The following is a 21,784-nucleotide window of genomic DNA, read 5'->3' as shown; positions in this document are numbered from 1 at the left end:
ACGTAAGTCCAGAACTCATCAACCTCTAAGCGTTCATAGTAGCGCTTCTTAGGCGCGATCTTATAAACAGATGAGCCTATGGTGCCCAATACTTTACCGATACTGACTGAGGCTATAATAGCTATGTCTCTAACACCGCAACCTCTCACCGTCATTAGCCGTATGATGTCTTCTATTTTAGAGTGACAGCCCTTATAAGTTAAGGCATGGTCACCAATGAATTGACGTTTGCAGTCCTTGCATTGGTAGTTCTGCTTGCCATAGCTTTTTATGCCGTTTTTCTTTAAACTGGGACTGTGACAGTCGGGGCAGCTGATATCTATTTGTGTCTTCATAACCTCAAATATATCATCTTGCTTTGGCTGTCACCCTCCTTTATTTCTTCAGCATACTTTCTGACACACCACCTGACCTTTGTGTTATACTACGTTTTTTTTGCGACTAGTAAGGCTATTTCTTACGGCTGTCACTTCGGTTTACTATCAATGATTGATATATATTATTATGATTTATAAGGGCTTTTTTTACATGCACTATCAGTCATCAAAGTTATTAAGTATATCGTGCCTGCTAATTGCTAGCATGGTTTCAGGATGTACAAGTATCAACTCAGGTCTACAGTCGGGTGATTTGCCACCTAGTGGGGCTTTTGTCGCAGAAAGTGGCTTGCAGTTTAATATTCAGCCGCTCAGCCTAGCAACGCTACCACCCAAGCAGGCAGTGGTCCCTAGTAATGACTTGGTGCAACTGATAAAAAATTCAGGACAAGTAGAGTATCGTATTTCCAAAGGCGATATCCTTGGCATCACGCTTGTCGGTTATCCAGAAATCGCTCCCCCTTTAACCAATAGTAGTAATACCGCCAACCCCTATGCCTTAGGCTTTCCAGTCGATCAGCAGGGTTTTGTTCAATTTCCTCTAATTGGACGTATACAAGCGAGTGGCTTGAGCGTACCGCAATTTACCGCCAACTTGCAGAGTCAACTGCAACGTTATCTAAAATATTCAGATCCGCAGGTGAAAATTGTTAACTATCGTGGCAATAAGTTCTTTATTGATGGTGAAGTGAAGCAGCCAGGCGAATTTGCTATTGCTGATGTACCTGTCTCGTTATACGGTGGGATTTCTATGGCGGGCGGGGCGTCACAGATAGGTGACTCGAATAATATTGTATTGAACCGTCAGGGTAAAAGCTACAATATCGGCTTACAGTCACTGCGAGAGATGGGCTCATCTGCCAACCAAATCTACCTAAGAGATGGCGATTCGATTCACGTCAATAGCCAAGAGCAAAATAAAATTTATGTTTTGGGTGAGTTTGGGCAGGTAGAGCCGGTGTCTATTCTAGAGCAGGGCATCAGTCTGGCACAAGTACTGGGCGAGTCTAAAGGTCTCAATGCCGCTACTGCCAACGCGGCCAAAATTTATGTGGTGCGTGATAATGTGAATACGGCAGCGACCGATATTTACTATGTTGACATGCAGACTATTACCAGCTTTGCCCTTGCCAACCGTTTTGAGATGCATGCTAACGATATTGTTTATGTCGATCCAACTGGCTTGGCGCGTTGGAATCGTGTCATTAGCTCCATTGTACCGTCTACATCAGCCATCAGATCGCTCTCAGGCTTATAGGTAATAATTAGTAGGTAATAATCGTTATGGCATTTGATAGTATTTTAGTGGTTTGTGTGGGCAATATCTGCCGTAGTCCAATGGCTGAAGCGCTGTTAAAGCAGCGCTTTCCTAATAAGAATATTGATTCTGCAGGTGTTGGCGCTTTAGTTGGTCACTCTGCGGACCCAGCGGCGCTAGAGATCATGTCGAAGCAGCAGATTGATATTAATAACCATGTTGCCAAGCAAATTGATGAAGGTTTGGCAAAAAAAGCAGATCTTATCTTCACCATGTCAGATGGCCAGACCAAATGGATCGAAGAGCGCTGGCCATTTTGTCGTGGCAAAACCTTTAAGCTTGGTCACTGGATTGATAAAGATATTGCTGACCCTTATAAGCATGACATAAGCGCGTTTGAAACGGCGTATCAAGATATCGTTGATGGCCTTGAGCAGTGGGCTGATAAAATCAGCTAAGCACCTGATATTAAGCAGCATCTAGTATTGAAAAGCATCCGATATTAAACAACACCTAATATTAAACAGTAGCCAGTATTAAATGGCTACCTTTAAATGATGACCCTATAGTTATGAATACAGATTCACAAAATACAGCCAAAAATGCCGTTGAAAAAGATGATGATGAAATCGATTTAATGGCGCTGCTGTTTGCCATTTTGCGTGGTTGGAAAATTATTGTCTTCTTTGCTGTGTTGGGTTTGATCATAGGGGTCTTGTATAGTAGATATGTCAATCCTACTTATAAATCCGATGCGCTTATTCAAGTTGAGGAAAAGTCTCAAGGTATCTCAGCGCTTGGTAGTGATATCTCCGAGCTTATTGGGTCTGAGGTAAGTAAAGCGCAAACAGAAACAGAGCTCATTCGCTCGCGTATGATATTAGAGCCGGTCGTTAATTTATTACATTTACGTATTCAGTTGTCTGATCCTAATATTGGTGCACTCTATAAAATAAAAAGCAGCAATATCGACACTCAGATAAATAAACCTGAAGGTGTGTCACTCAAAACTGAAGATGGTGAAGTAGAGGTCAGCCAGTTCAACGTTTCACAAAACTATTTGAATCAACCATTTACTTTAACGCGCTCTGCAACAGGGTTCGTGTTAAGCAATGGCTTTGATGACTTTAAAGGTCAGCTTGGTAAAGCGCATCAATTTAGAGGCACGGATGGTCAGATTCACATCACCGTCAACGATCTTCCGGCTGATGGGTACGCAGTTAATATCACCAAACAATCGCTGCAAACAACCACCGATCGGGTAAACAGTGCGCTATCAGTCGTTGAAAAAGGTAAGCAAACCGGTATTATTCAGCTGTCTATGACTGGAAATAATCAGCAGCAAACCAGCTTGATCTTAAAACGTATTGTCTTGTCTTATATTGATCAAAACCAGTCTCGTGGCTCTGAGGAAACGACGAAAACCATTGCCTTTATGGAAACCCAAATTCCAACTTTAAAGAAAAAGCTGGAAGATTCTGAAGCGATATTTAATGATTTCCGTAAAAAATATGGCACCATCGATGTGGGTAAAGAAGCCGAGCTTTTATTAGGTGAAAACTCACAAATCGATGTCCAGCTTAACGAGCTTAAGTTAAAAAAAGCGGATCTAACCACTTACTATACCGATGAGCATCCGTTGGTGGTGCAAATCAATGATCAACTGGCCGTACTTAATGCTAGGAAGCAAGAAATAGATAATACCATTGCCGGTCTGCCAGAGATACAAAGAGAGTTTTTACAACTATCAGCTGATACCACCATCAATAGAGAGATCTATCTAACCTTGCTTAAAAATTATGAGCAATTAAAAATCGTCAAGGCTGGTCAAATTGGTTTTGCCCGTGTTATTGATTTGCCTATTAGTACCTTTAGAGCGATTGCGCCCAAGAAACTGCAAATTATGATATTGGCCATGCTTTTAGGAGCGATGCTAGGCACGATGTTAGTGCTACTGAAAAACATGCTTAGAAACGTGGTTAAAGATCCTGAGCGCTTAGAGATGAAGACAGGCATACCAGTCATCGCCACCATTCCGCGCTCGGCACTGCTGACACGGTTACGTAAGAATAAAAAATCTCAAAATCGTCTATTAGCTCATGCTGATAACAATAGTTTGAGCTATGAGGCCATTAAGAGCTTAAGAACCAATCTAATGTTTGGTATGACAACAGTAGGCAAAGTTGGTCAACGAGCTAAAGTCATCTTGATTGCTGGTGAGAGTCCTGGGGTGGGTAAGTCCTTTATCTCTTCTAACTTGACTGAGGTATTCTCGCAACTGGATAAGAAGGTATTGATTATAGATGCGGATATGCGCTTAGGTGAGCTGCATAAAATGTTTAATATGACTCAAGATAATGGGCTAGGGGATTATTTAGCGCAACAGATAGCATTAACAACGGTCATACATCCGACTACTCTGGATAATATTGATTTTATCCCACGTGGGCAGCATCCGCACAACCCATCCTCGCTGCTATCAGGTGATAAGTTTGAGCAAATGATGACGGAGCTCAACGAGCACTACGATTATATTGTCATTGACTCACCGCCCATATTAGCCGCTTCGGATGCGATGATTATGTCGCATTACGCTGATAAAGTGTTAATGGTGACGCGCTACGACCAGTCGATAGAAGGGCAAGTGGCATATGCCGTCAAACAGATGAACAAAGCCAATGTACAGGTAGATGGTATTATCCTCAATGATGTACAACAAGGCCTCATGAGCAAATATAGTTATCACTATAGCTATGCCTATGGAAATAAGCAGTCGTAAATTTTTTGCGGCTTTATCTTATATTGTCTTGTCTTATAATTTTAAGTAATTGGTGGTCATCTTGCTAGAGTCAAAAACCAAAAGCGATTATCAATCGCTGAATGATAACAATGGATGGTTAGCACATATCGCTGAGTATTTCCTATCGCTTCCGCGTGCTGTCAAGCGTATAGTGCTGCTTATTGCCGACCTTGTGATGTCAGCCGTCTGTCTGTTTTTAGCCTTGTCTTTACGCTATGGCCATATCGCCCATGAGATTAGTCCGGCGATATTGTTGGCTTATGCGGTGCTTCCTATTATTGGCTTGTATTTTATCGGCTTCTATAAAGGGGTGGCAAGAGGCTTTCTCGATACCGTCATGGGCAGTGTGGCGCAGTTGTTTTTTGTCCTTATTGTTATTTATGAAATTGTTATCTATCTCAATCCTTTAGAAGACATACCGCGCTCCGTTCCGATCATATTTATGTTCTTCTTTTTTATTGCTTTGTGGAATAGCAGGCTGATCATCCGTGAGCTATTGACACGTTGGCGCGGTAACGGTCAGCAGCGCCTAAGGGATGAAGATGGTTACGATAATGTTGTTATCTATGGTGCAGGCGAGGCGGGTAAGGATTTATTAGAGGGTCTAAGAAACTCGCATAAATACAATGTGGTGGCCTATGTCGATGATGATCTACAGCTCGTTGGTGCCTATTTACAGGGTAAAAAGATTTATCCTGCGCATGAGTTAATGAGCTTAGTAGAAGAGCTCGATGTCGCTCAGGTTTTTTTAGCGATTCCGTCTATCAGTCGCGCGCAAAAGAGACAGATTATTGACAGCTTATCTGGTATAGCTATAAAAATTAAAGAGTTGCCGAGTTTGGAAGAGATCGCTGACGAAAAAGTAACCGTTAGTAGTATGCGCAAGGTAGATATTTTAGATGTATTAGATCGACAGACAGTCGAACCCGATACACACTTATTACAGAAAAATATTAGCGGTAAATGCGTGCTGGTTACTGGTGCAGGCGGCTCTATCGGTAGCGAGCTGTGCCGTCAAGTGATTAAAAACCAGCCAAAATGTATCGTACTTTATGAGCTGTCTGAGTTTGCGCTTTATAGCATTCATCAAGAGCTTACGATAAAACAAGCCAATACCCCTGCTTATCAAAATATTGAGATAGTCGCCGTCATCGGTAACGTCACCAATGAATCCAATCTTCTTAGAATATTTAAATTATATGACATACAGACCGTTTATCATGCAGCGGCCTATAAACATGTGCCCATGGTAGAGCACAATCCTTTTGAAGGGGTTATAAACAACAGCAAGGGCACGTATCACTGTGCGCGAGCGGCTATTGCAGCCCATGTTGAGACTTTTGTCCTTATCTCTACCGATAAGGCGGTAAGACCTACCAACGTGATGGGGGCTTCTAAGCGTTTAGCAGAATTGGTCTGTCAGAGTTTAAGCCAAAAAAACAATCCAAATAACAATCATACGCTTATCAGTATGGTGCGTTTTGGTAATGTCCTAGGTTCATCAGGCTCAGTGGTACCGTTATTTACCAAGCAGATAGCCCAAGGTAAGCCAATCACCGTCACCCATCCCGATGTAACTCGTTATTTTATGACGATTCCAGAGGCGGCAAACTTGGTTATCCAAGCAGGGGCGATGGCCGCAGGTGGTGAAGTGTTTGTGCTTAATATGGGTGAGCCGGTCAAAATCGTTGATTTGGCGCACCGAATGATTCATTTAAGTGGTTTTGATGTTAAGGATAGCACACATCCAGATGGCGATATCGAGGTTATCTTTACGGGGCTTAGAGCAGGAGAAAAGCTCTATGAAGAGCTGATCATTGGTGAAGATAATATCGAATCTACCGATCATCCATTAATCATGCAAGCCATAGAGCATAGCTTTCCGTTAGATGAGCTTGAGTCGGTATTATTTGAGTTTACTGAAAAGCAGAAACAGTTTGATGTTTTTTGGTTGAAACAGCAGTTCAAATACTTTGTAGAGGGTTATCAAGAAGGCACTCAAGACGGCTCTCAAGAAGAAACTCAAGACGATCTTCAAGAAAGCCCTCAAAAAAATCTGCAAAAAAGCTCTCAAGAAGATTCTGAATCTGCATAACGGTTAATGTATAAATCAACAATGATGTTTTAAAGAAAAATTAGTTAAATTAATAAAGGAAGACTATGTTAGATCTTAACAATATAAAAATAGCAGTCATCGGGCTTGGGTATGTAGGTTTGCCGCTGGCGGTTGAGTTTGGCAAACAGCATTCAGTCGTTGGCTTTGATATTAATGCTGGGCGTATCTCAGCACTCATTGCTGGGACTGATCATACCTTAGAAGTTAGCGATGATGAGTTAGCACAAGCGACGCATTTAAGCTATAGCTCGGATATCAATGAGCTAAAGGACTGTAACTTCTTTATCGTCACTGTCCCAACGCCTATTGATGATTATAAGCAACCTGACCTGACCCCTTTGATTAAAGCCTCAGAAGCTATCGGTAGCTTGCTTAAAAAAGACGATATCGTGGTTTATGAGTCGACTGTCTATCCGGGTGCGACAGAAGAGGTCTGTATTCCAGTATTAGAAAGAGTCTCTGGTCTGACCTTCAATCAAGATTTCTACGCAGGCTATAGCCCCGAGCGTATCAATCCAGGTGATAAAGAGCATCGTGTTACCAATATTTTAAAAGTGACGGCAGGCTCAACACCTGAAGTAGCTGACTTTGTCGATGAAGTATATAACTTAATCATTACCGCTGGTACTCATAAAGCGGCCTCTATTAAGGTAGCAGAAGCGGCAAAAGTGATTGAAAACACCCAACGAGATGTTAATATCGCCTTGATTAATGAGCTCGCCGTTATTTTTAACAAGATGGGTATCGATACCCAAGCAGTCTTAGAAGCTGCAGGGACAAAGTGGAACTTTTTACCGTTTCGTCCGGGTTTAGTCGGTGGTCATTGTATCGGTGTTGACCCTTATTACTTAACTCATAAAGCACAAGCGATTGGTTATAACCCAGAGATTATATTGGCGGGCCGTCGCTTGAATGACAGCATGGGTGAGTATGTGGTGACTCAACTGGTCAAAACAATGATCAAAAAGCGCATTCAAGTTGAAGGTGCTAAAGTTTTAGTACTGGGACTGAGTTTCAAAGAGAACTGTCCCGACGTGCGTAATACCAAGGTTATCGATATCGTCCATGAGCTAGAGGAATACAATATCGACGTTGACGTCTATGACCCTTGGGTAGATAAAGCAGAAGCGATGCGTGAGTATGATATTACGCCTATTAGCAAGCCAACGGTTAATAACTATGACGGTATTATCTTAGCAGTTGCTCATAATGAGTTTATCGAGCTGGGTGTAGAGCAAATTAGAGCGTTTGGAAAGAATGAACACGTCCTCTATGATTTAAAGTATGCCTTTACTAAAGAAGCTACCGATATTCGCCTATAAATTGTTAAAATAATACGGAAAACAAATATTATGATGTCAACCGCATATGAAAAAGTTAAAGAAACATTAGTTAAAGCACCAAAAACGTGGCTGATTACTGGGGTTGCTGGTTTTATAGGCTCTAATTTACTAGAAACGCTACTATTATTGAATCAAAAAGTAGTTGGCTTAGATAACTTTGCAACGGGCTTTCAGCATAATCTAGATGAAGTGCAGGGCTTGGTCAGCGAAAAGCAGTGGCAGAGATTTAAATTTATAGAAGGCGATATTCGCAAACTAGAAGACTGTCAGGCTGCATGTATGGACGTCGATTATGTATTGCATCAAGCAGCACTAGGTTCAGTACCACGCTCTATCGCTGATCCGATTAACACCAATGTTACTAATATCTCAGGCTACCTAAATATGCTGGTTGCGGCTCGTGATGCTCAGGTTGCTAGCTTTACCTATGCCGCCAGCAGCTCAACCTATGGTGATCATCCAGCATTGCCAAAAGTTGAAGATGCTATCGGTAATCCACTGTCACCCTATGCAGTCACTAAATACGTCAATGAGCTATATGCTGATGTATTTGCACGTACCTATGACTTTAAAACGATCGGTCTGCGTTACTTCAATATCTTTGGTAAACGCCAAACACCTGATGGTGCATACGCAGCGGTAATACCAAAGTGGACGGCCGCTATGATCGCAGGTGATGAGGTATTCATCAATGGCGATGGCGATACCAGTCGTGACTTTAATTTCATTGAAAATGCGGTACAGGCTAATATCTTAGCGGCTACTGCTATTGAAGATGCTAAAAATCAAGTTTATAACGTGGCAGTGGGTGGTCGTACGACACTGAACACACTATTTACGGCTCTAAAAAACAATCTAGCGGTAAATGGTGTGGATTATACCCAAGAGGCTGTATATCGAGATTTCCGTGAAGGAGATGTGCGTCATAGTCAGGCTGATATTAGCAAAATTCAGAATGCGTTAGGTTATGATCCGCAGTTTGATATTATCCAAGGAATTGAGAAAGCGATGCCTTGGTATGTTAAGTCTTTGAAGTAGCATGATTCATAAATTTAAATCTACTATAGAGAAGCTAAAAAAAAGTAAAGATGGAAAAGCTGTAGCCAGTAATTTTGGTTATTTAACGCTATTACAGATTGCGAGCTACATTTTTCCCTTACTTACCATTCCTTATCTAGCACGAGTCATTGGCGTAGATGGTTTTGGTAAAATAGCTTTTGCAGGAGCCGTAATATTATGGTTAAAAACTGTATCTGATTGGGGTTTTAACTATACGGCTACTAGAGACGTAGCTTCAAATAGAGAAGATCTCAACAAAGTCTCTGAGATATTTAGTAATGTATTATGGGCAAGAGTCATACTAATGCTCATATCGTTGTTACTTCTTATAATTGCAATAGTTACGATCCCATATTTTAGAGAGAATAAAAGCATTCTACTCATAAGCTTTTTGTTAGTGCCAGGAAATATTTTTTTCCCTGAGTGGTTCTTTCAGGCTATGGAAAGAATGAAGTTTATTACTATTCTTAGTCTGACTAGCAAGCTGGTTTTTACATTGCTAGTTTTTATATTTATAAAAGAAAAGTCTGACTTTATCTTACAGCCATTATTTATAAGCTTAGGGTTCATAGTAAGTGGGTTTTTCGCTACATACATAATCGTAGTTAAATGGAAGGTAAAGATCCACAAACCAAATATCAGAGAAATATCTAAGACGATTAAAGGTAGTACTGACGTTTTTATAAATAACATAATGCCAAACTTATACAATAGTTTTTCTGTAGTACTGCTTGGATTTTATGGTGGTAGTGTTGCCAACGGCTTGCTAGATGCTGGTAGTAAATTCATAAATATAAGTCAACAATTTCTTTTGATTATATCGAGAGTATTTTTCCCGCTATTATCTAGAAAAATAGATTCACATAATTTATACGCTAAAATTAATATTTATCTATCTATATTTGCCTGCATAAGCTTGTTTATATTAGCGCCATTTATTATTAGCTTTTTCTATACGGAAGAGTTTATAAGTGCTGTAATAATTCTTAGAATCATGTCTATATCTATCATTTTTTCGGCGCTAATCAGTACTTTTGGTACAAACTTTATGATAGTAAAGGGGTATGAGAAAAGACTAAGAAATATAACTGTAGTTTGTTCCTTAATTGGATTTGTATCCGCTTTTCCATTAGTAATATTATATGGCTATATAGGTGCAGCTATTACGATAACATCAACACGAGCCATTTTAGGGTTGAGTATTTTGTATGAAGCTAAAAAAATAAAAAAACAGGAGCAGTTGATATGTCAATAGCCATACATTATAGAGTAAATGTTTTTTATGAACATTGGTTGAGTATCACAAATCAAAAAAACTGGATAAAAAATATAGGTTTTTCTAAGAAGTATACTAGGGCGTGTCATCAATTAGCACATTAATACATTCAGTGGCCTTAAAATGGCTAAATTTTGCTAAACATCGTCAGAAATTTTGTCAATATGCTCATATTAATGGCAATTTCTTCCTTGTTTATCTCCAATTTTTCTCATTTTGAGCCTCACAATCCAATTGATAATACACCCTAATAAGGTAATAAAAATTAATCAGAGGTTTTGATTATATTAGGTACAATAATTTTTTGATAGAAGGTTTTAAAATGAAACGATCACTAACAATGATTTATAGAAAACTGAGATCTAAAAAGGCTATAGAGATATTAAAGCTATTAAAGAACCGTGATATCAACAATTCTAGTTCGAATTTGATTTATCAAAAAAACAAGTTATTCGTTGTTTTAGATACGGCATTCTCAAATATTTCCTTTTATAAGTCTATGGAAAAGCATTGCGATCTTAAAAACCTGACCTATTCAGAGTTTTGTAAAATACCTGTTTTAACCAAAGACATAGTTAGAGATAGTCCTGATGCTTTGATAAACCAGTCATATAAAAAAATTAATGAAGTTCATAAAGCGACATCTGGTGGCTCTACTGGTGAGCCATTGACATTCTTTAGAACTAATACTCAAAATATTCATGGGCAAGCTGCTTACTATTATGCATTAGAGTTGAACAAAGTTGATATTTTTGGAAAGTCTATAGATTTATGGGGGGCTGAAAGAGACATGCACAGCACCAACTCTAGTTTTAACTTCAAAAGCTTTTTAAACAATAGGCTGACACTTAATACATTTGTTATGAGCGATATCATAATAAGTCGTTATATTGATCAGATTAACTCAACGAAACCTATTTTTATTAAAGCCTATGTACACTCTATCTACGATATTGCTAAATATATTAATAAAAATAATATAAAAATTAAATGTAAGCCTGTAATTCACTGTACTACAGGTCCGTTATATCCTGAGATGAGAGATGAGATAAGCAAAGCCTTTAATAATACATACGTTTATAATTTTTATGGCTCAAGAGAAGTATCAGCAATAGCATCTGAGGTTCGTGGAAGTGAAGGTTTATTTGTTTTCTATGATAATATATTTTTAGAGATATTAGATGAGAATGATAATCCAGTCAAAAAGGGCGAAGAAGGTGAAATTGTAATAACAACCTTGAATAATTTTTATATGCCTTTGATTCGCTATAAGATTGGAGACAGAGCGATTAAAGGCGATGATCTGGAATTTGGTACTTTAAAAATGGATAAAGTTATAGGTAGAACTTTAGGTGTCATTCATAAGGCTGATGGTACTAAAATAGATGGGCAGTTTTTTACAACGCTATTCTTCTCAAAACCTAGTATAAAATCATTTCAGTTAGTACAGAAAGATATCAACTTATTAGAGTTGAATATTGTTAAAAATGAGCCTTTCAATTCAGATGAGTTAAAACAAGTGTTAAATAGGATTATGACAGAACTTCCTGGTATAAAGGTTGAAGTTGATTTTTGTGAAAAAATTAATTTAACAAAAACAGGAAAGATAATGTATGTTTATTCTGAAATACAAACTACTAACTAAGTATTATTAGGTCATAATTATTTTGGAAATATTAGTTAGAGCAGAGTACGATTTCATTTTTGATGCGGATAATAATCCGTTAATTATCGAAATAAGTTATGATTTTTCCGTCAAAGCGTATGATTTTTGTCTATGATATTGGGATAACCACATGAAATGGCATGAAGGTCAGTTTAATCCTCAAGAGTGGATAATATCTTCATCTCTAAAGCAAATAAAAGATAGAGATTAATATATGTCTATATTACATAATTTAAGTTACTGGGTCTTAGCTTTCATCTCTATTTTTTCGGTAGTAATTACTCTAAAAAGAACATTCAGAGGTTATATTTCAGCATATACTTTTATTATACCTGTGTTAATTGTGTTTTATGTAGTGCCTGCTTACTTAGATATTCTAATGGACGATAAGTTTACAGGCCCTGTGTATAGCTCTACTATTTATTATGCACTCCAAGATCTTAATACGACGACAATATATAATTACTATATAGCATTTATAATGCTGATATTTACTTCTTTTTCGGTAAAATATAATAAAACAAAGTCTATAAGTTACAGTGTTAGTACCCACCAGTTTTTAGATTATTTTTACAAACTGAGGTGGATGGCATACATAGCTTTAATCTCTCCAATTATAGTTGCAATTTTATCTAATGAACCTTCTTTTTACATGCAGTATGCCGACAGACCCAGACATGAATCTAATTCACTACAGCTATTAGCACCGAAGTTGGTTTCGATATTTTTACCAGTTTTTATTCTATTAGTCGTTGCGCAAATTCGTAAATATAAAAAGAGTAATTGCAACCCCTCTTATTTGATAGTCATTGCATTTACATTATTGTTTATTTTTGCTGACATATATATTCATGGTAAAAGAAGTATTGTTCTTTTATTTACTGTTTTGTTGTTATTAGTACTTTTGTTGACAAATGTAGTTGGTAAAAAAACTATTGCTTACTTAGGACTGTTATTATTTGCTTTTTTTTATTTTTACCTTCAGTTTTATGGAAAGAATATAGAGGATGCAAAAGGGTTCTTTTCTGTCTACAAAGGTCTTAGAATAGATTTTAGCAGAGATTATAGTTTAAAATTTGTCATATTTCATGAAATACTTAATGATAATTATGTTCTTCCTTATAAAGGTGCATCTTATCAGTTTTTAGCAACGTTCTATATACCAAGAGAATTATGGCCGGATAAGCCATACCCATATGCTGTGTACTTCACGAACTCAGCTTTTGGTGATTTCGGTGGTACCTATCTTTATGGCTGGGGGCTAACAACGTCTTTTATAATGGAAGCGATTTCTAATTTTGGAGTTTTTGGCTTAGCTTTTTTCCCTCTGTTTTATATTATAGTCATTCATAGGGTTGAGAAGTTAAAAAATATCTTCTTAAAGATAATTGCTTATTTGATTTTAATGTTACTATTAGTCCTACATCCAATGTCTTCAGTGCTCTTAATAATTATATTTTTCGTATTTAAGTTTTTATTAAAAATTAAGCTTCCTAAGTTTAGGCTTTATAGAGGTTAATTTATTGCAACATGTATCTAATATATGTAAATAGATCTTGTTTAGTTTTTATAGGATAAAGCCTAATAATAGATATAGAAAATAGTTTATAATTCATGTCTATTTAAATTTTGGAACTATAATTACCCAAGTAGTATATTTTATAGTAAAGCTAATAAAATTTTGTGGGTAAGTATTTTACTAAAAAAATGTAGTGAGTTTTTTCATTAACAATATAGGTTTAGTGATTATTTTACTAAATAGTAATTAATTCATACTTATATATTTTTTGATGAAAATGATTTATATACTCGTACTACATTGCTTTTTGAAAAATTATTAAGAAAAATTTGAGGAACCTTCAATGGACAAAACAGTCTGCTTAGTAACACCGTCAATGCAGAAAGGTGGCATGGAACGAGTTCTATCAATATTTGCTAATTACTTAGTAAAGCAAGGGACGCGAGTTTATATTATATGTTTAATAAGTGCTGAAACAGCATATGAGCTAGACAGCAGAGTTCAGGTTATTGCACCAAGAACAAAATACCGTGGTGGAATATCTGGAAAGCTACAGGTGTTATTGTTTTTGTGTAAACAATTACGCCTTATATCGCCAGCTTCATTTTTGTCATTCAGTGAAGTCTTTAATCCTTTGTCTATTATTGCAGCACGTATAACAGGAAATAAGTGCTATATCTCCAACCGAAGTAGTCCAGATAGACTCTACTCCTATGCTAATAGAGCTATTGCTAAAAAAGTCTATCCATTAGCAGCTGGTTTAATAGTTCAAACTGATCTTTCGAAGAGAGATGCTATTAACAAAAAACTGAATAAAAATGTAGTTGCTATCCCCAACCCATTAAAGGATTTTGAAGAAAGAGATGAAATCGAGAAAGAAAATATAGTTATTTCAGTTGGTCGCTTAGTAAGCAGCAAACACTTTGATGAATTAATTGATATTTTTGTGAAAGCAGATGATAAGTGTGAATGGAAGCTTTTTATACTTGGAGACGGTCCTGAAAAGGATAACCTTGAATTAAAAATTGCAGAAATGGGAGTGCAAAATAGAATACATCTAAAGGGGATTATTGATGACATCGATCAATACTTATATAGGGCCAAGATTTTTGCTTTTACTTCAAAGTCAGAAGGTTTCCCAAATGTACTGAGTGAAGCCATTGCAGCCCCTCTGCCAGTCATAGCTTATGATTGTATAGCTGGTCCATCTGAAATGATTAATGATGGTAAAAATGGTTTTTTAATCGAGCAAGATAATCAGTTATTATTTGAACAAAAGCTGCGATTACTTATGCAATCGCCATTGCTGCGCGAAGAGTGTGTAAGTGATTTTAACAATTATCGCCAGCGGTTAAGTAAAGACAAAATTTGCAAAGCATATTTGGATTTTATTTTAGACTAAAAATAATTGTACTAGGAATGGTATTTTATAATGACAAAATTTACTTACTTATAATAACTTGGTGGGTCTTGAGGATATATTAGCGATAAAGCTTAAAAACCAATTTGTTGTTTTCTGATTTTACAGAACTTTCAAATTAAAATCGTCCGTTAGTGTTGCTAAATGTATAATCTAGTATTTCAGACTTTTTCATATGATATATCATCATAGAAATCTTAAATATCTTAACAATATATAATATTAATTTGGTGCTTGTATGATTAATAAGAAACAGAAACCTATTTCTATAGGTATCCCATTTTATAATGCTGAATCTACCTTGCTAGATGCAGTTCGTTCTGTATTCGCTCAGACTTATACGAATTGGGAGCTGATTCTTATTGATGATGGCTCTACCGATAGATCTCTTGAGTTAGCAAAATCAATTAAAGATCCTCGTGTCCGTGTTTATTATGATGGTGAAAATCGTCGGTTGGCTGCTCGTCTTAACCAGCTAACTGGACTCGCTAAGTACGATTTCATTGCGCGTATGGATGCAGATGATCTAATGTCCCCTGTACGTTTAGAAAAACAGATTGAATTATTAAATGCTAATTCAGATATAGATCTAATTTCAACGGGGCTGTGCTCTTTAAGTAATGAAAATCAAGCGTTAGGTATTCGATGTGCCACTTCCAAGCACACGATAACCAGCAAAGGGCTTTTATCTGGTAATTCAGGTATTGTCCATGCTTCTTTATTAGGCCGCCGTGCATGGTTTGAACGTAATCCTTATAAAGAAAGTATGATTAAATCGCAAGATACAAACTTATGGGTACGCTCATATTCTAAAAATGACTTGAATGTAGTATTTATTCCAGAGCCACTTTATTACTATCGTGAAGACGGTAACGTTACACAAAAGCAACTATTACTGGCGTATGCAATGGGGCGGCATACTATAATTGCTGATGCAAAAAATAAGTTCGAGTTAAAGCTTAAATCAAAAGCTCTTGCCAACAATCTAGTAAAAACGTTTTTAGTTAGATTCTTTCCTGACTCCGCTATTAAAATAGCTCGTAATCGTCGTAACGCTACTTTAATTCCTAAATTAGAGAAAAAACGTATTGAAGATGAAATTGATTATATAACAGGTATTGATCTTCCTATTGTCGGTTTTAATGGAGACAATCAAATTGACTAAAAAAATCTGTTTTATAATTACTGATGCTATTTCATTTAATGTGCTTTGCCGTGGTCAATTAGAGTTTATTAGAGATAATTCAGACTTTGATATCACTCTTATTTGCGGAGGCAGTCAAACACAGCTAGATATACTTGAGAAGCGAAAAATAGGAAAGGTAATCAATGCTAACTTTAAGCGTAACCCATCTTTATTAAAAGATACGAAGTCGCTGCTTTTTTTACTAAAATATTTAACACTTAATCGTTTCGATATCGTGGTTTACTCAACACCTAAAGCCTTGTTGTTGGGTAGTATTGCATCATGCGTAACCTTACATAAAAACCGTGTTGCTATTGTACGAGGTCGTGTCTATGAAAATTTTTCTGGAAAAAAACGACTTTTCTTCCACATGCTCGACAAAATAGCATTATCAACCTCAAGTAAAGTTGTTTTTATCTCTGATTCGTTAAGACAAGCATATCTTAGTGATGGCTTGCTTGAAGAAAATAAAGGAATTGTATTAGGAAGTGGTTCCTCAAATGGTGTTGACACAGTAAATTATAGTCCTGCTAAGACAAGCATTACTGAACAACAAAAAAATGATAGCGATACCTTCAATATTTTAACCATTGGTCGTATCTGTTATGACAAAGGTCTTTATGATTTAGCGAAAATTATAAATAAGTCTAAAGAACCAAAAATAAAGTTTCTTTTAGTAGGCCAAGTAGAAGATAAGAAGTCTGAAATGTTTTTAAAAGATCTCCTTGCTACTCACCCAAATGTTAAACATATACCTCATACAGAGAATGTTATACATTACTTCCAATATGCCGATCTTCATCTTTTTTTAAGTCATAGAGAAGGTTTTGGCAACGTTGCTATTGAAGCTGCTAGTTGTGGTGTTCCTACCTTCGCTTATGATGTTACGGGAATAAAAGATAGTGTTGAGAATGGTGTCAGTGGACAACACTTTAAGTTTAAGGATGTTAAAGCTATTACTGAAGCTATTGATATGGCAGCAAATGATAAAGATTTTGTCAATACATATATACATGCTAGAGACTGGGTGATTCAAAACTTTGAGCAGAAAAAAGTTTGGAAAAACTATTTAGATTTCTATTTAAAACAAATACAAAGTGAGAAATAGATGATAAAACGCCTTTTCGATATCACCGCCGCGACCACTGCTTTAGTTGCTTTATCTCCGGTATATGCCATCACTGCCTATAAAGTCAGTAAAAACTTAGGCTCGCCAGTGCTATTTCGTCAGACGCGTCCCGGTTTAGACGGTAAGCCGTTTGAGATGATTAAATTTCGCACGATGAAAGATGCGATAGATAGTGATGGCAATCCTCTGCCTGATAGTGAGCGTTTGACTGATTTTGGTAAAGCCTTACGTAATAGCAGTCTTGATGAGTTGCCTGGGCTTTGGAATGTAGTTAAAGGTGACATGAGCTTAGTTGGACCACGCCCATTATTAATGGAATACCTGCCGCTATATAGTAAAGAGCAAGCGCGTCGTCATAACGTACGCCCTGGTATTACCGGTTACGCGCAAGTGAACGGTCGCAATGCTATCGGTTGGGATAAGAAGTTTGAGCTTGATACGTGGTATGTAGATAACCAATCGTTGTGGTTAGATATTAAGATATTACTTAAGACGGTAAAAAAGGTGGTCATCAAAGACGGTATTAGCGCTGACGGTGAAGCAACAATGAGTAAGTTTACTGGTTCTAAAGATAATACGGTTCTAGAGAGTAGCTATGAGTAAATTATTTGCCGTCTATGGTGCATCAGGTTGTGGTCGTAGCTTAATGCCAGTAGCTAACGAGCAATTGCGTATATTAGAAGGTGATACAGCCAGCCAAATTGTATTTATTGATGATGCATTAGATAGTGATGCTAACGTCAATGGCTATACGGCGATGAATTATGCAAACTTTAAAAGTATAGATAGCGATGACAAATTTGTCCTGATTGCTATTGCTAATAGTAGTATTCGCCAAAAAATTGCAGATAAATTGGTTCAAGATGGTATCTCATTGTGGACAGTACAGGGAGTGACTACTTTAATCATGGATGGGGTAAGTATTGATGCTGGTGCTGCGCTCAGTCCATTGGTCACTATCGCTGCTAACGTCACTATCGGTAAATGTTTCCATGCCAATTTATATAGCTATGTCGAACACGATTGCGTCATTGGCGATTATGTTACCTTTGCTCCACGTGTCAGTTGCAATGGTAATATTCATATCCATGACCATGCCTACATTGGGTCAGGAGCAGTTATCAAACAGGGTACACCTGATAAGCCATTAATTATCGGTAAAGGTGCTATCGTCGGAATGGGTGCGGTGGTTACTAAAGATGTCCCAGCTGGGGCAGTCGTAGTTGGTAATCCTGCACGACCACACTATAAGTAAAAACAAGACTCTCTAAAAAACAAGACTCTCTATCAAAATCTAATATTCAGTCATAAATCATAAATAAGCACCATCGAGGTAACCATGTTAAACACCCCCTTTTCACCTTGGCCCAGTTTCACTCAAACCGAGGCTGATGCCGTTAGCCAAGTCCTATTGTCTAACAAAGTCAATTACTGGACTGGACAAGAAGGTCGCCAGTTTGAGCAAGAGTTCGCTGAGTGGGTTGATAGCAAGTATGCGATTGCCATGGGTAATGGCACGTTGGCATTAGATGTTGCCTTGCAAGCGTTAGGTATTGGCGCAGGTGACGAAGTAATCGTCACGCCTCGTACCTTTATTGCTAGTATCTCATCGGTGGTTAATATTGGAGCAACGCCTGTTTTTGCCGAGGTTGATGAAGCTACGGGTAATATCACCCCTGAAACCATCGCGGCGGTATTGACGGCTAAAACCAAAGCTATCGTCTGTGTGCATTTGGCAGGCTGGCCTTGTGATATGGATGGCATCATGGCGCTAGCAGATCAGCATCATCTATATGTCATTGAGGATTGTGCGCAAGCGCATGGAGCTACATATAAAGGTCGTAGCGTTGGTAGTATCGGGCACATTGGCGCGTGGAGCTTTTGCCAAGATAAGATTATGACCACAGGCGGTGAGGGCGGTATGGTCACCACCAATGATGAGCAGCTATGGCGCAAGATGTGGGCTTATAAAGACCACGGTAAAAGCTATGCAGCGGTCTATGAAACGGATCATCCACCGGGCTATCGCTGGTTACATGAAAGCTTCGGTACTAACTGGCGTATGACTGAGATGCAAGCAGTAATCGGTCGTATTCAACTAACGAGAATGCCTGATTGGACCGCCAAACGTACGGCAAACGCTCAAACTATATTAGACGCGTGTGCCCAATGGGAAGCAAAAGGCTATCTTTCTGTACCAAGGTTAGAAGCGTCACCGCAGTTTGCAGACTCTAAACATGCCTATTATAAGCTCTATGTTTATGTGCAAGCAGAAAACCTACCTAGCGACTGGTCACGAGATCGAATCATTGCTGAAATTAATGAGCTAAAAGTACCTTGCTTTTCAGGCTCCGCTTCTGAAGTTTATCTGGAAAAGGCCTTTGATAATACAGGCTTACGTCCTGAGACCAGAATGCCAATCGCAAAGCAATTAGGCGAAACTAGCGTGATGTTCTTAGTACATCCCACTCTGACGGAAGAAGAAATTAAGCAAACAGTACAAGCGATTGATAGCGTATTTGCTAGCATGCATAACCAATAGCACGTTACTACATAGTGAGTTCAATATAAAAGCGATACAGCGGGACTGGAATGAATTTTTTGCAGCCTCTGTCTGCGCAGGCACAGCACGCCAGAAAAATTTATACCAGTTTCGCATCAAAACATAACGTATCTGTTTTATTAGAAATCGACTATAGTAGGTTCAATTTGAAAAGACTACCGTTCTGTTGGGATAAGTTTTTCGAAGCCTCTGGAGTGTAAAGCGCACAGCAAGCGAGGAAAAATTATACCAGCAGAACGCTATGTTGGACGTATTTCTTTTATTTTAAACTGACTGTATTTATAATTAACACCTGATAACCAAAGAGTATTTAATCATGTACAAGAAGCTAAGCATTTTATTAGGTTTTGGTGTGCTATCAACAGTGTCGATGCTAGCATCTGCGCAGAACCTATATATGAATGATTTAAAACTCAAAGCGGATCTAGACTGGCTCAATAATCAAGGGGTCACGCAGATTAGTACCAGTACATGGCCGTTGACTGCTAACGAGATAAAACGTGCTGTAAATACCGCTAATGCCCAGACACCAGCGCAGCAGCAGATATTACAGTCGGTACAAACACGATTGGATCAGAATCGTGACTCAGTGGTAAAAGGCTCGGCAGCACTACATATCCAAACCGATAGAGATCAGCTACCGCAAAAATTTGGCGATGATCAACTTGCCGGCCAACAGGCGACAGTGGGCGTATCACTTAGCGAAGCAGAGTGGGAGTTTAATTTACAAGCCAACCTAAAGAACGATAAACTCATTGATGACGGCTCAGATGTTAGCTTTGAGGGCTCGTATCTTGCGGGTACTGCGGCTAATCAGTGGTTAATCGCTGGTAAAATCCCAACATGGTGGGGGCCAGGGCATGATGGTAGCTTAATTCGAGGCGATGCCAGCCTACCAGTTACTGGCTTTACCATGCAGCGTGATCAGCAAAGCGCGCCCATTTCAAACTATCTATCTTGGGTCGGACCTTGGCAGTATCAGCTATTTGCTGGTCAGTTAGAAGACTATGAGGCGGTTCCAGATACTAAGCTATTTGGCGCACGACTGACGGCTAGCCCTTGGGAATGGTTAGAAGTCGGTGCTTCTCGTACCTTTATGTGGGGCGGAGAAGGTCGGCCAACTAGCTTTAGTTCCTTTGCTGATGCTGTTTTAGGAACCAAGGATAATGGTGATACTGGAAAAGAAGATCCAGCCAATCAACTTGGTGGCTTTGATGCGCGCTTAAATTTAGCGCCATTGGTTAACGTCCCTGCTGGCGTCTATGCCCAATATATCGGTGAAGACGAAGCAGGTGGCTTGCCCGCTAAAAATATGTATCTAGCCGGAGTTGATTATGCGGCTGATGCTTATGGTAAGCCGTACCAGCTTTATGCCGAGTATACCGATACTCGCTCTAGTGGTGAAATAAAGGGTGTTTCTTATAATCATTTTATTTACACCGATGGTTATTATCAGCAAGGCTACCCATTAGGCTATGCGTTAGGTGGTGATGCCGAGAGTATCGCGGTTGGTGGACGATTATGGCTGGATAACCGTAACTTTATCAATGCAAAAGTGCAGCATGCTAAAGTAAATCAAGCGGATAGAAGAAACGATACCAATCAAGCATTCCCAAATACTGATAAACTGACTGGTATCGATGTCGCTTGGGAGCATCAATACAACCCCAAAGCGCTCATCTCTAGCCGAATTTGGGCAGTCGATTCAGATATCCAGTCGACTGATGTCGGCGTAGGTGTAGGTATCGAGCTACAGACTTATTAGGGTATAATTTGCTTGACTGTTTAACACGCTTAAAACCTAGAAACTGATCTATTGGTTGCTAATAGGCCGATTTTTTATGAGTTTTTTTACTGCATTTATCAAAAAGTGCCGTAAAACCAGGTTCTTCTATGGGGTGGATGTAAGGCATAAATAATACTAAATTCTGCTTGACTACTAAGGTGACTGAGCCACAATAAAACCATGAAAACACTCAAGTTACGCATCAAAGATAAACACGCTAACCAATTAAACAAATTGGCTGGTGCGGTTAATTTTGTGTGGAACTATGTGAATGATTTGAGTTTTA

At 38.3% G+C, this 21,784-nt stretch carries 17 protein-coding genes and 1 pseudogene; 17 read left to right on the top strand and 1 reads right to left on the bottom strand.

Translation table 11 applies throughout. The annotated features are described in order from the left end of the window. On the bottom strand, positions 1–335 hold a 335-nt coding region (locus tag EI161_RS07720), incomplete at its 3' end, for an IS1 family transposase (protein ID WP_192529115.1). A 193-nt stretch (positions 336–528) separates the two neighbouring features. On the opposite strand from EI161_RS07720, the gene EI161_RS07715 reads away from it, so the two are divergent. From EI161_RS07715 to EI161_RS14810, 17 genes and pseudogenes are all read left to right on the top strand, one after another. Beyond that, positions 529–1,635 carry a polysaccharide biosynthesis/export family protein gene (locus EI161_RS07715; RefSeq protein WP_192529354.1) on the top strand — a complete coding sequence of 369 codons (1,107 nt, stop codon included), beginning with the start codon at positions 529–531 and terminating at the stop codon, positions 1,633–1,635. Between the two features lie 26 nt (positions 1,636–1,661). Further along, the gene (locus EI161_RS07710) at positions 1,662–2,093 is read left to right on the top strand and encodes a low molecular weight protein-tyrosine-phosphatase (RefSeq protein WP_192529353.1); all 432 of its coding nucleotides are present in this window, start codon (positions 1,662–1,664) and stop codon (positions 2,091–2,093) included. Positions 2,094–2,206: 113 nt separating this feature from the next. Beyond that, positions 2,207–4,414, top strand: coding sequence for a polysaccharide biosynthesis tyrosine autokinase (locus EI161_RS07705; RefSeq protein ID WP_192529352.1), 2,208 nt, complete (start codon positions 2,207–2,209; stop codon positions 4,412–4,414). A gap of 61 nt (positions 4,415–4,475) precedes the next feature. After that, on the top strand, positions 4,476–6,530 hold the full coding sequence (locus tag EI161_RS07700) for a polysaccharide biosynthesis protein (protein ID WP_225735282.1): 2,055 nt from the start codon (positions 4,476–4,478) through the stop codon (positions 6,528–6,530). Positions 6,531–6,595: 65 nt separating this feature from the next. Beyond that, positions 6,596–7,873 carry a Vi polysaccharide biosynthesis UDP-N-acetylglucosamine C-6 dehydrogenase TviB gene (gene tviB / locus EI161_RS07695; RefSeq protein ID WP_192529351.1) on the top strand — a complete coding sequence of 426 codons (1,278 nt, stop codon included), beginning with the start codon at positions 6,596–6,598 and terminating at the stop codon, positions 7,871–7,873. A gap of 30 nt (positions 7,874–7,903) precedes the next feature. After that, positions 7,904–8,932: an NAD-dependent epimerase/dehydratase family protein gene (locus tag EI161_RS07690; protein ID WP_318779367.1), complete on the top strand. Its 1,029-nt coding sequence runs from the start codon at positions 7,904–7,906 to the stop codon at positions 8,930–8,932. A 1-nt stretch (position 8,933) separates the two neighbouring features. Further along, entirely contained in the window at positions 8,934–10,208 is a 1,275-nt protein-coding gene (locus EI161_RS07685) for a flippase (RefSeq protein WP_192529350.1), read from the top strand. 343 nt (positions 10,209–10,551) lie between these two features. Next, positions 10,552–11,874, top strand: coding sequence for a phenylacetate--CoA ligase family protein (locus EI161_RS07680; protein WP_192529349.1), 1,323 nt, complete (start codon positions 10,552–10,554; stop codon positions 11,872–11,874). A gap of 235 nt (positions 11,875–12,109) precedes the next feature. Beyond that, positions 12,110–13,414 carry a hypothetical protein gene (locus EI161_RS07675; protein WP_192529348.1) on the top strand — a complete coding sequence of 435 codons (1,305 nt, stop codon included), beginning with the start codon at positions 12,110–12,112 and terminating at the stop codon, positions 13,412–13,414. A gap of 343 nt (positions 13,415–13,757) precedes the next feature. Then, the gene (locus tag EI161_RS07670) at positions 13,758–14,816 is read left to right on the top strand and encodes a glycosyltransferase (protein WP_192529347.1); all 1,059 of its coding nucleotides are present in this window, start codon (positions 13,758–13,760) and stop codon (positions 14,814–14,816) included. 256 nt (positions 14,817–15,072) lie between these two features. Next, positions 15,073–15,999, top strand: a complete 927-nt coding sequence (locus EI161_RS07665) for a glycosyltransferase family 2 protein (protein WP_192529346.1) — start codon at positions 15,073–15,075, stop codon at positions 15,997–15,999. Further along, positions 15,992–17,128, top strand: coding sequence for a glycosyltransferase (locus EI161_RS07660; RefSeq protein ID WP_225735281.1), 1,137 nt, complete (start codon positions 15,992–15,994; stop codon positions 17,126–17,128). Before EI161_RS07665 ends, EI161_RS07660 begins: the two co-directional genes overlap by 8 nt. Beyond that, on the top strand, positions 17,129–17,752 hold the full coding sequence (locus EI161_RS07655; RefSeq protein ID WP_192529344.1) for a sugar transferase: 624 nt from the start codon (positions 17,129–17,131) through the stop codon (positions 17,750–17,752). Then, the gene (locus EI161_RS07650) at positions 17,745–18,404 is read left to right on the top strand and encodes an acetyltransferase (RefSeq protein ID WP_192529343.1); all 660 of its coding nucleotides are present in this window, start codon (positions 17,745–17,747) and stop codon (positions 18,402–18,404) included. The genes EI161_RS07655 and EI161_RS07650 overlap by 8 nt, the downstream gene beginning before the upstream one ends. Positions 18,405–18,488: 84 nt before the next feature. After that, positions 18,489–19,691, top strand: coding sequence for a DegT/DnrJ/EryC1/StrS family aminotransferase (locus EI161_RS07645; RefSeq protein ID WP_192529342.1), 1,203 nt, complete (start codon positions 18,489–18,491; stop codon positions 19,689–19,691). 337 nt (positions 19,692–20,028) lie between these two features. Further along, entirely contained in the window at positions 20,029–21,477 is a 1,449-nt protein-coding gene (locus tag EI161_RS07640; RefSeq protein WP_192529341.1) for a capsule assembly Wzi family protein, read from the top strand. Positions 21,478–21,678: 201 nt separating this feature from the next. Then, positions 21,679–21,784 (top strand): annotated as a pseudogene (locus EI161_RS14810) (transposase); the annotation flags it as partial.

It is taken from the genome of Psychrobacter sp. FME5, from assembly GCF_014861375.1.
In the GTDB taxonomy this organism is placed as follows: Bacteria; Pseudomonadota; Gammaproteobacteria; order Pseudomonadales; family Moraxellaceae; genus Psychrobacter.
The sequence above is the reverse complement of the archived record's forward strand: the minus strand, read 5'-3'. Positions and strand labels throughout refer to the sequence as shown.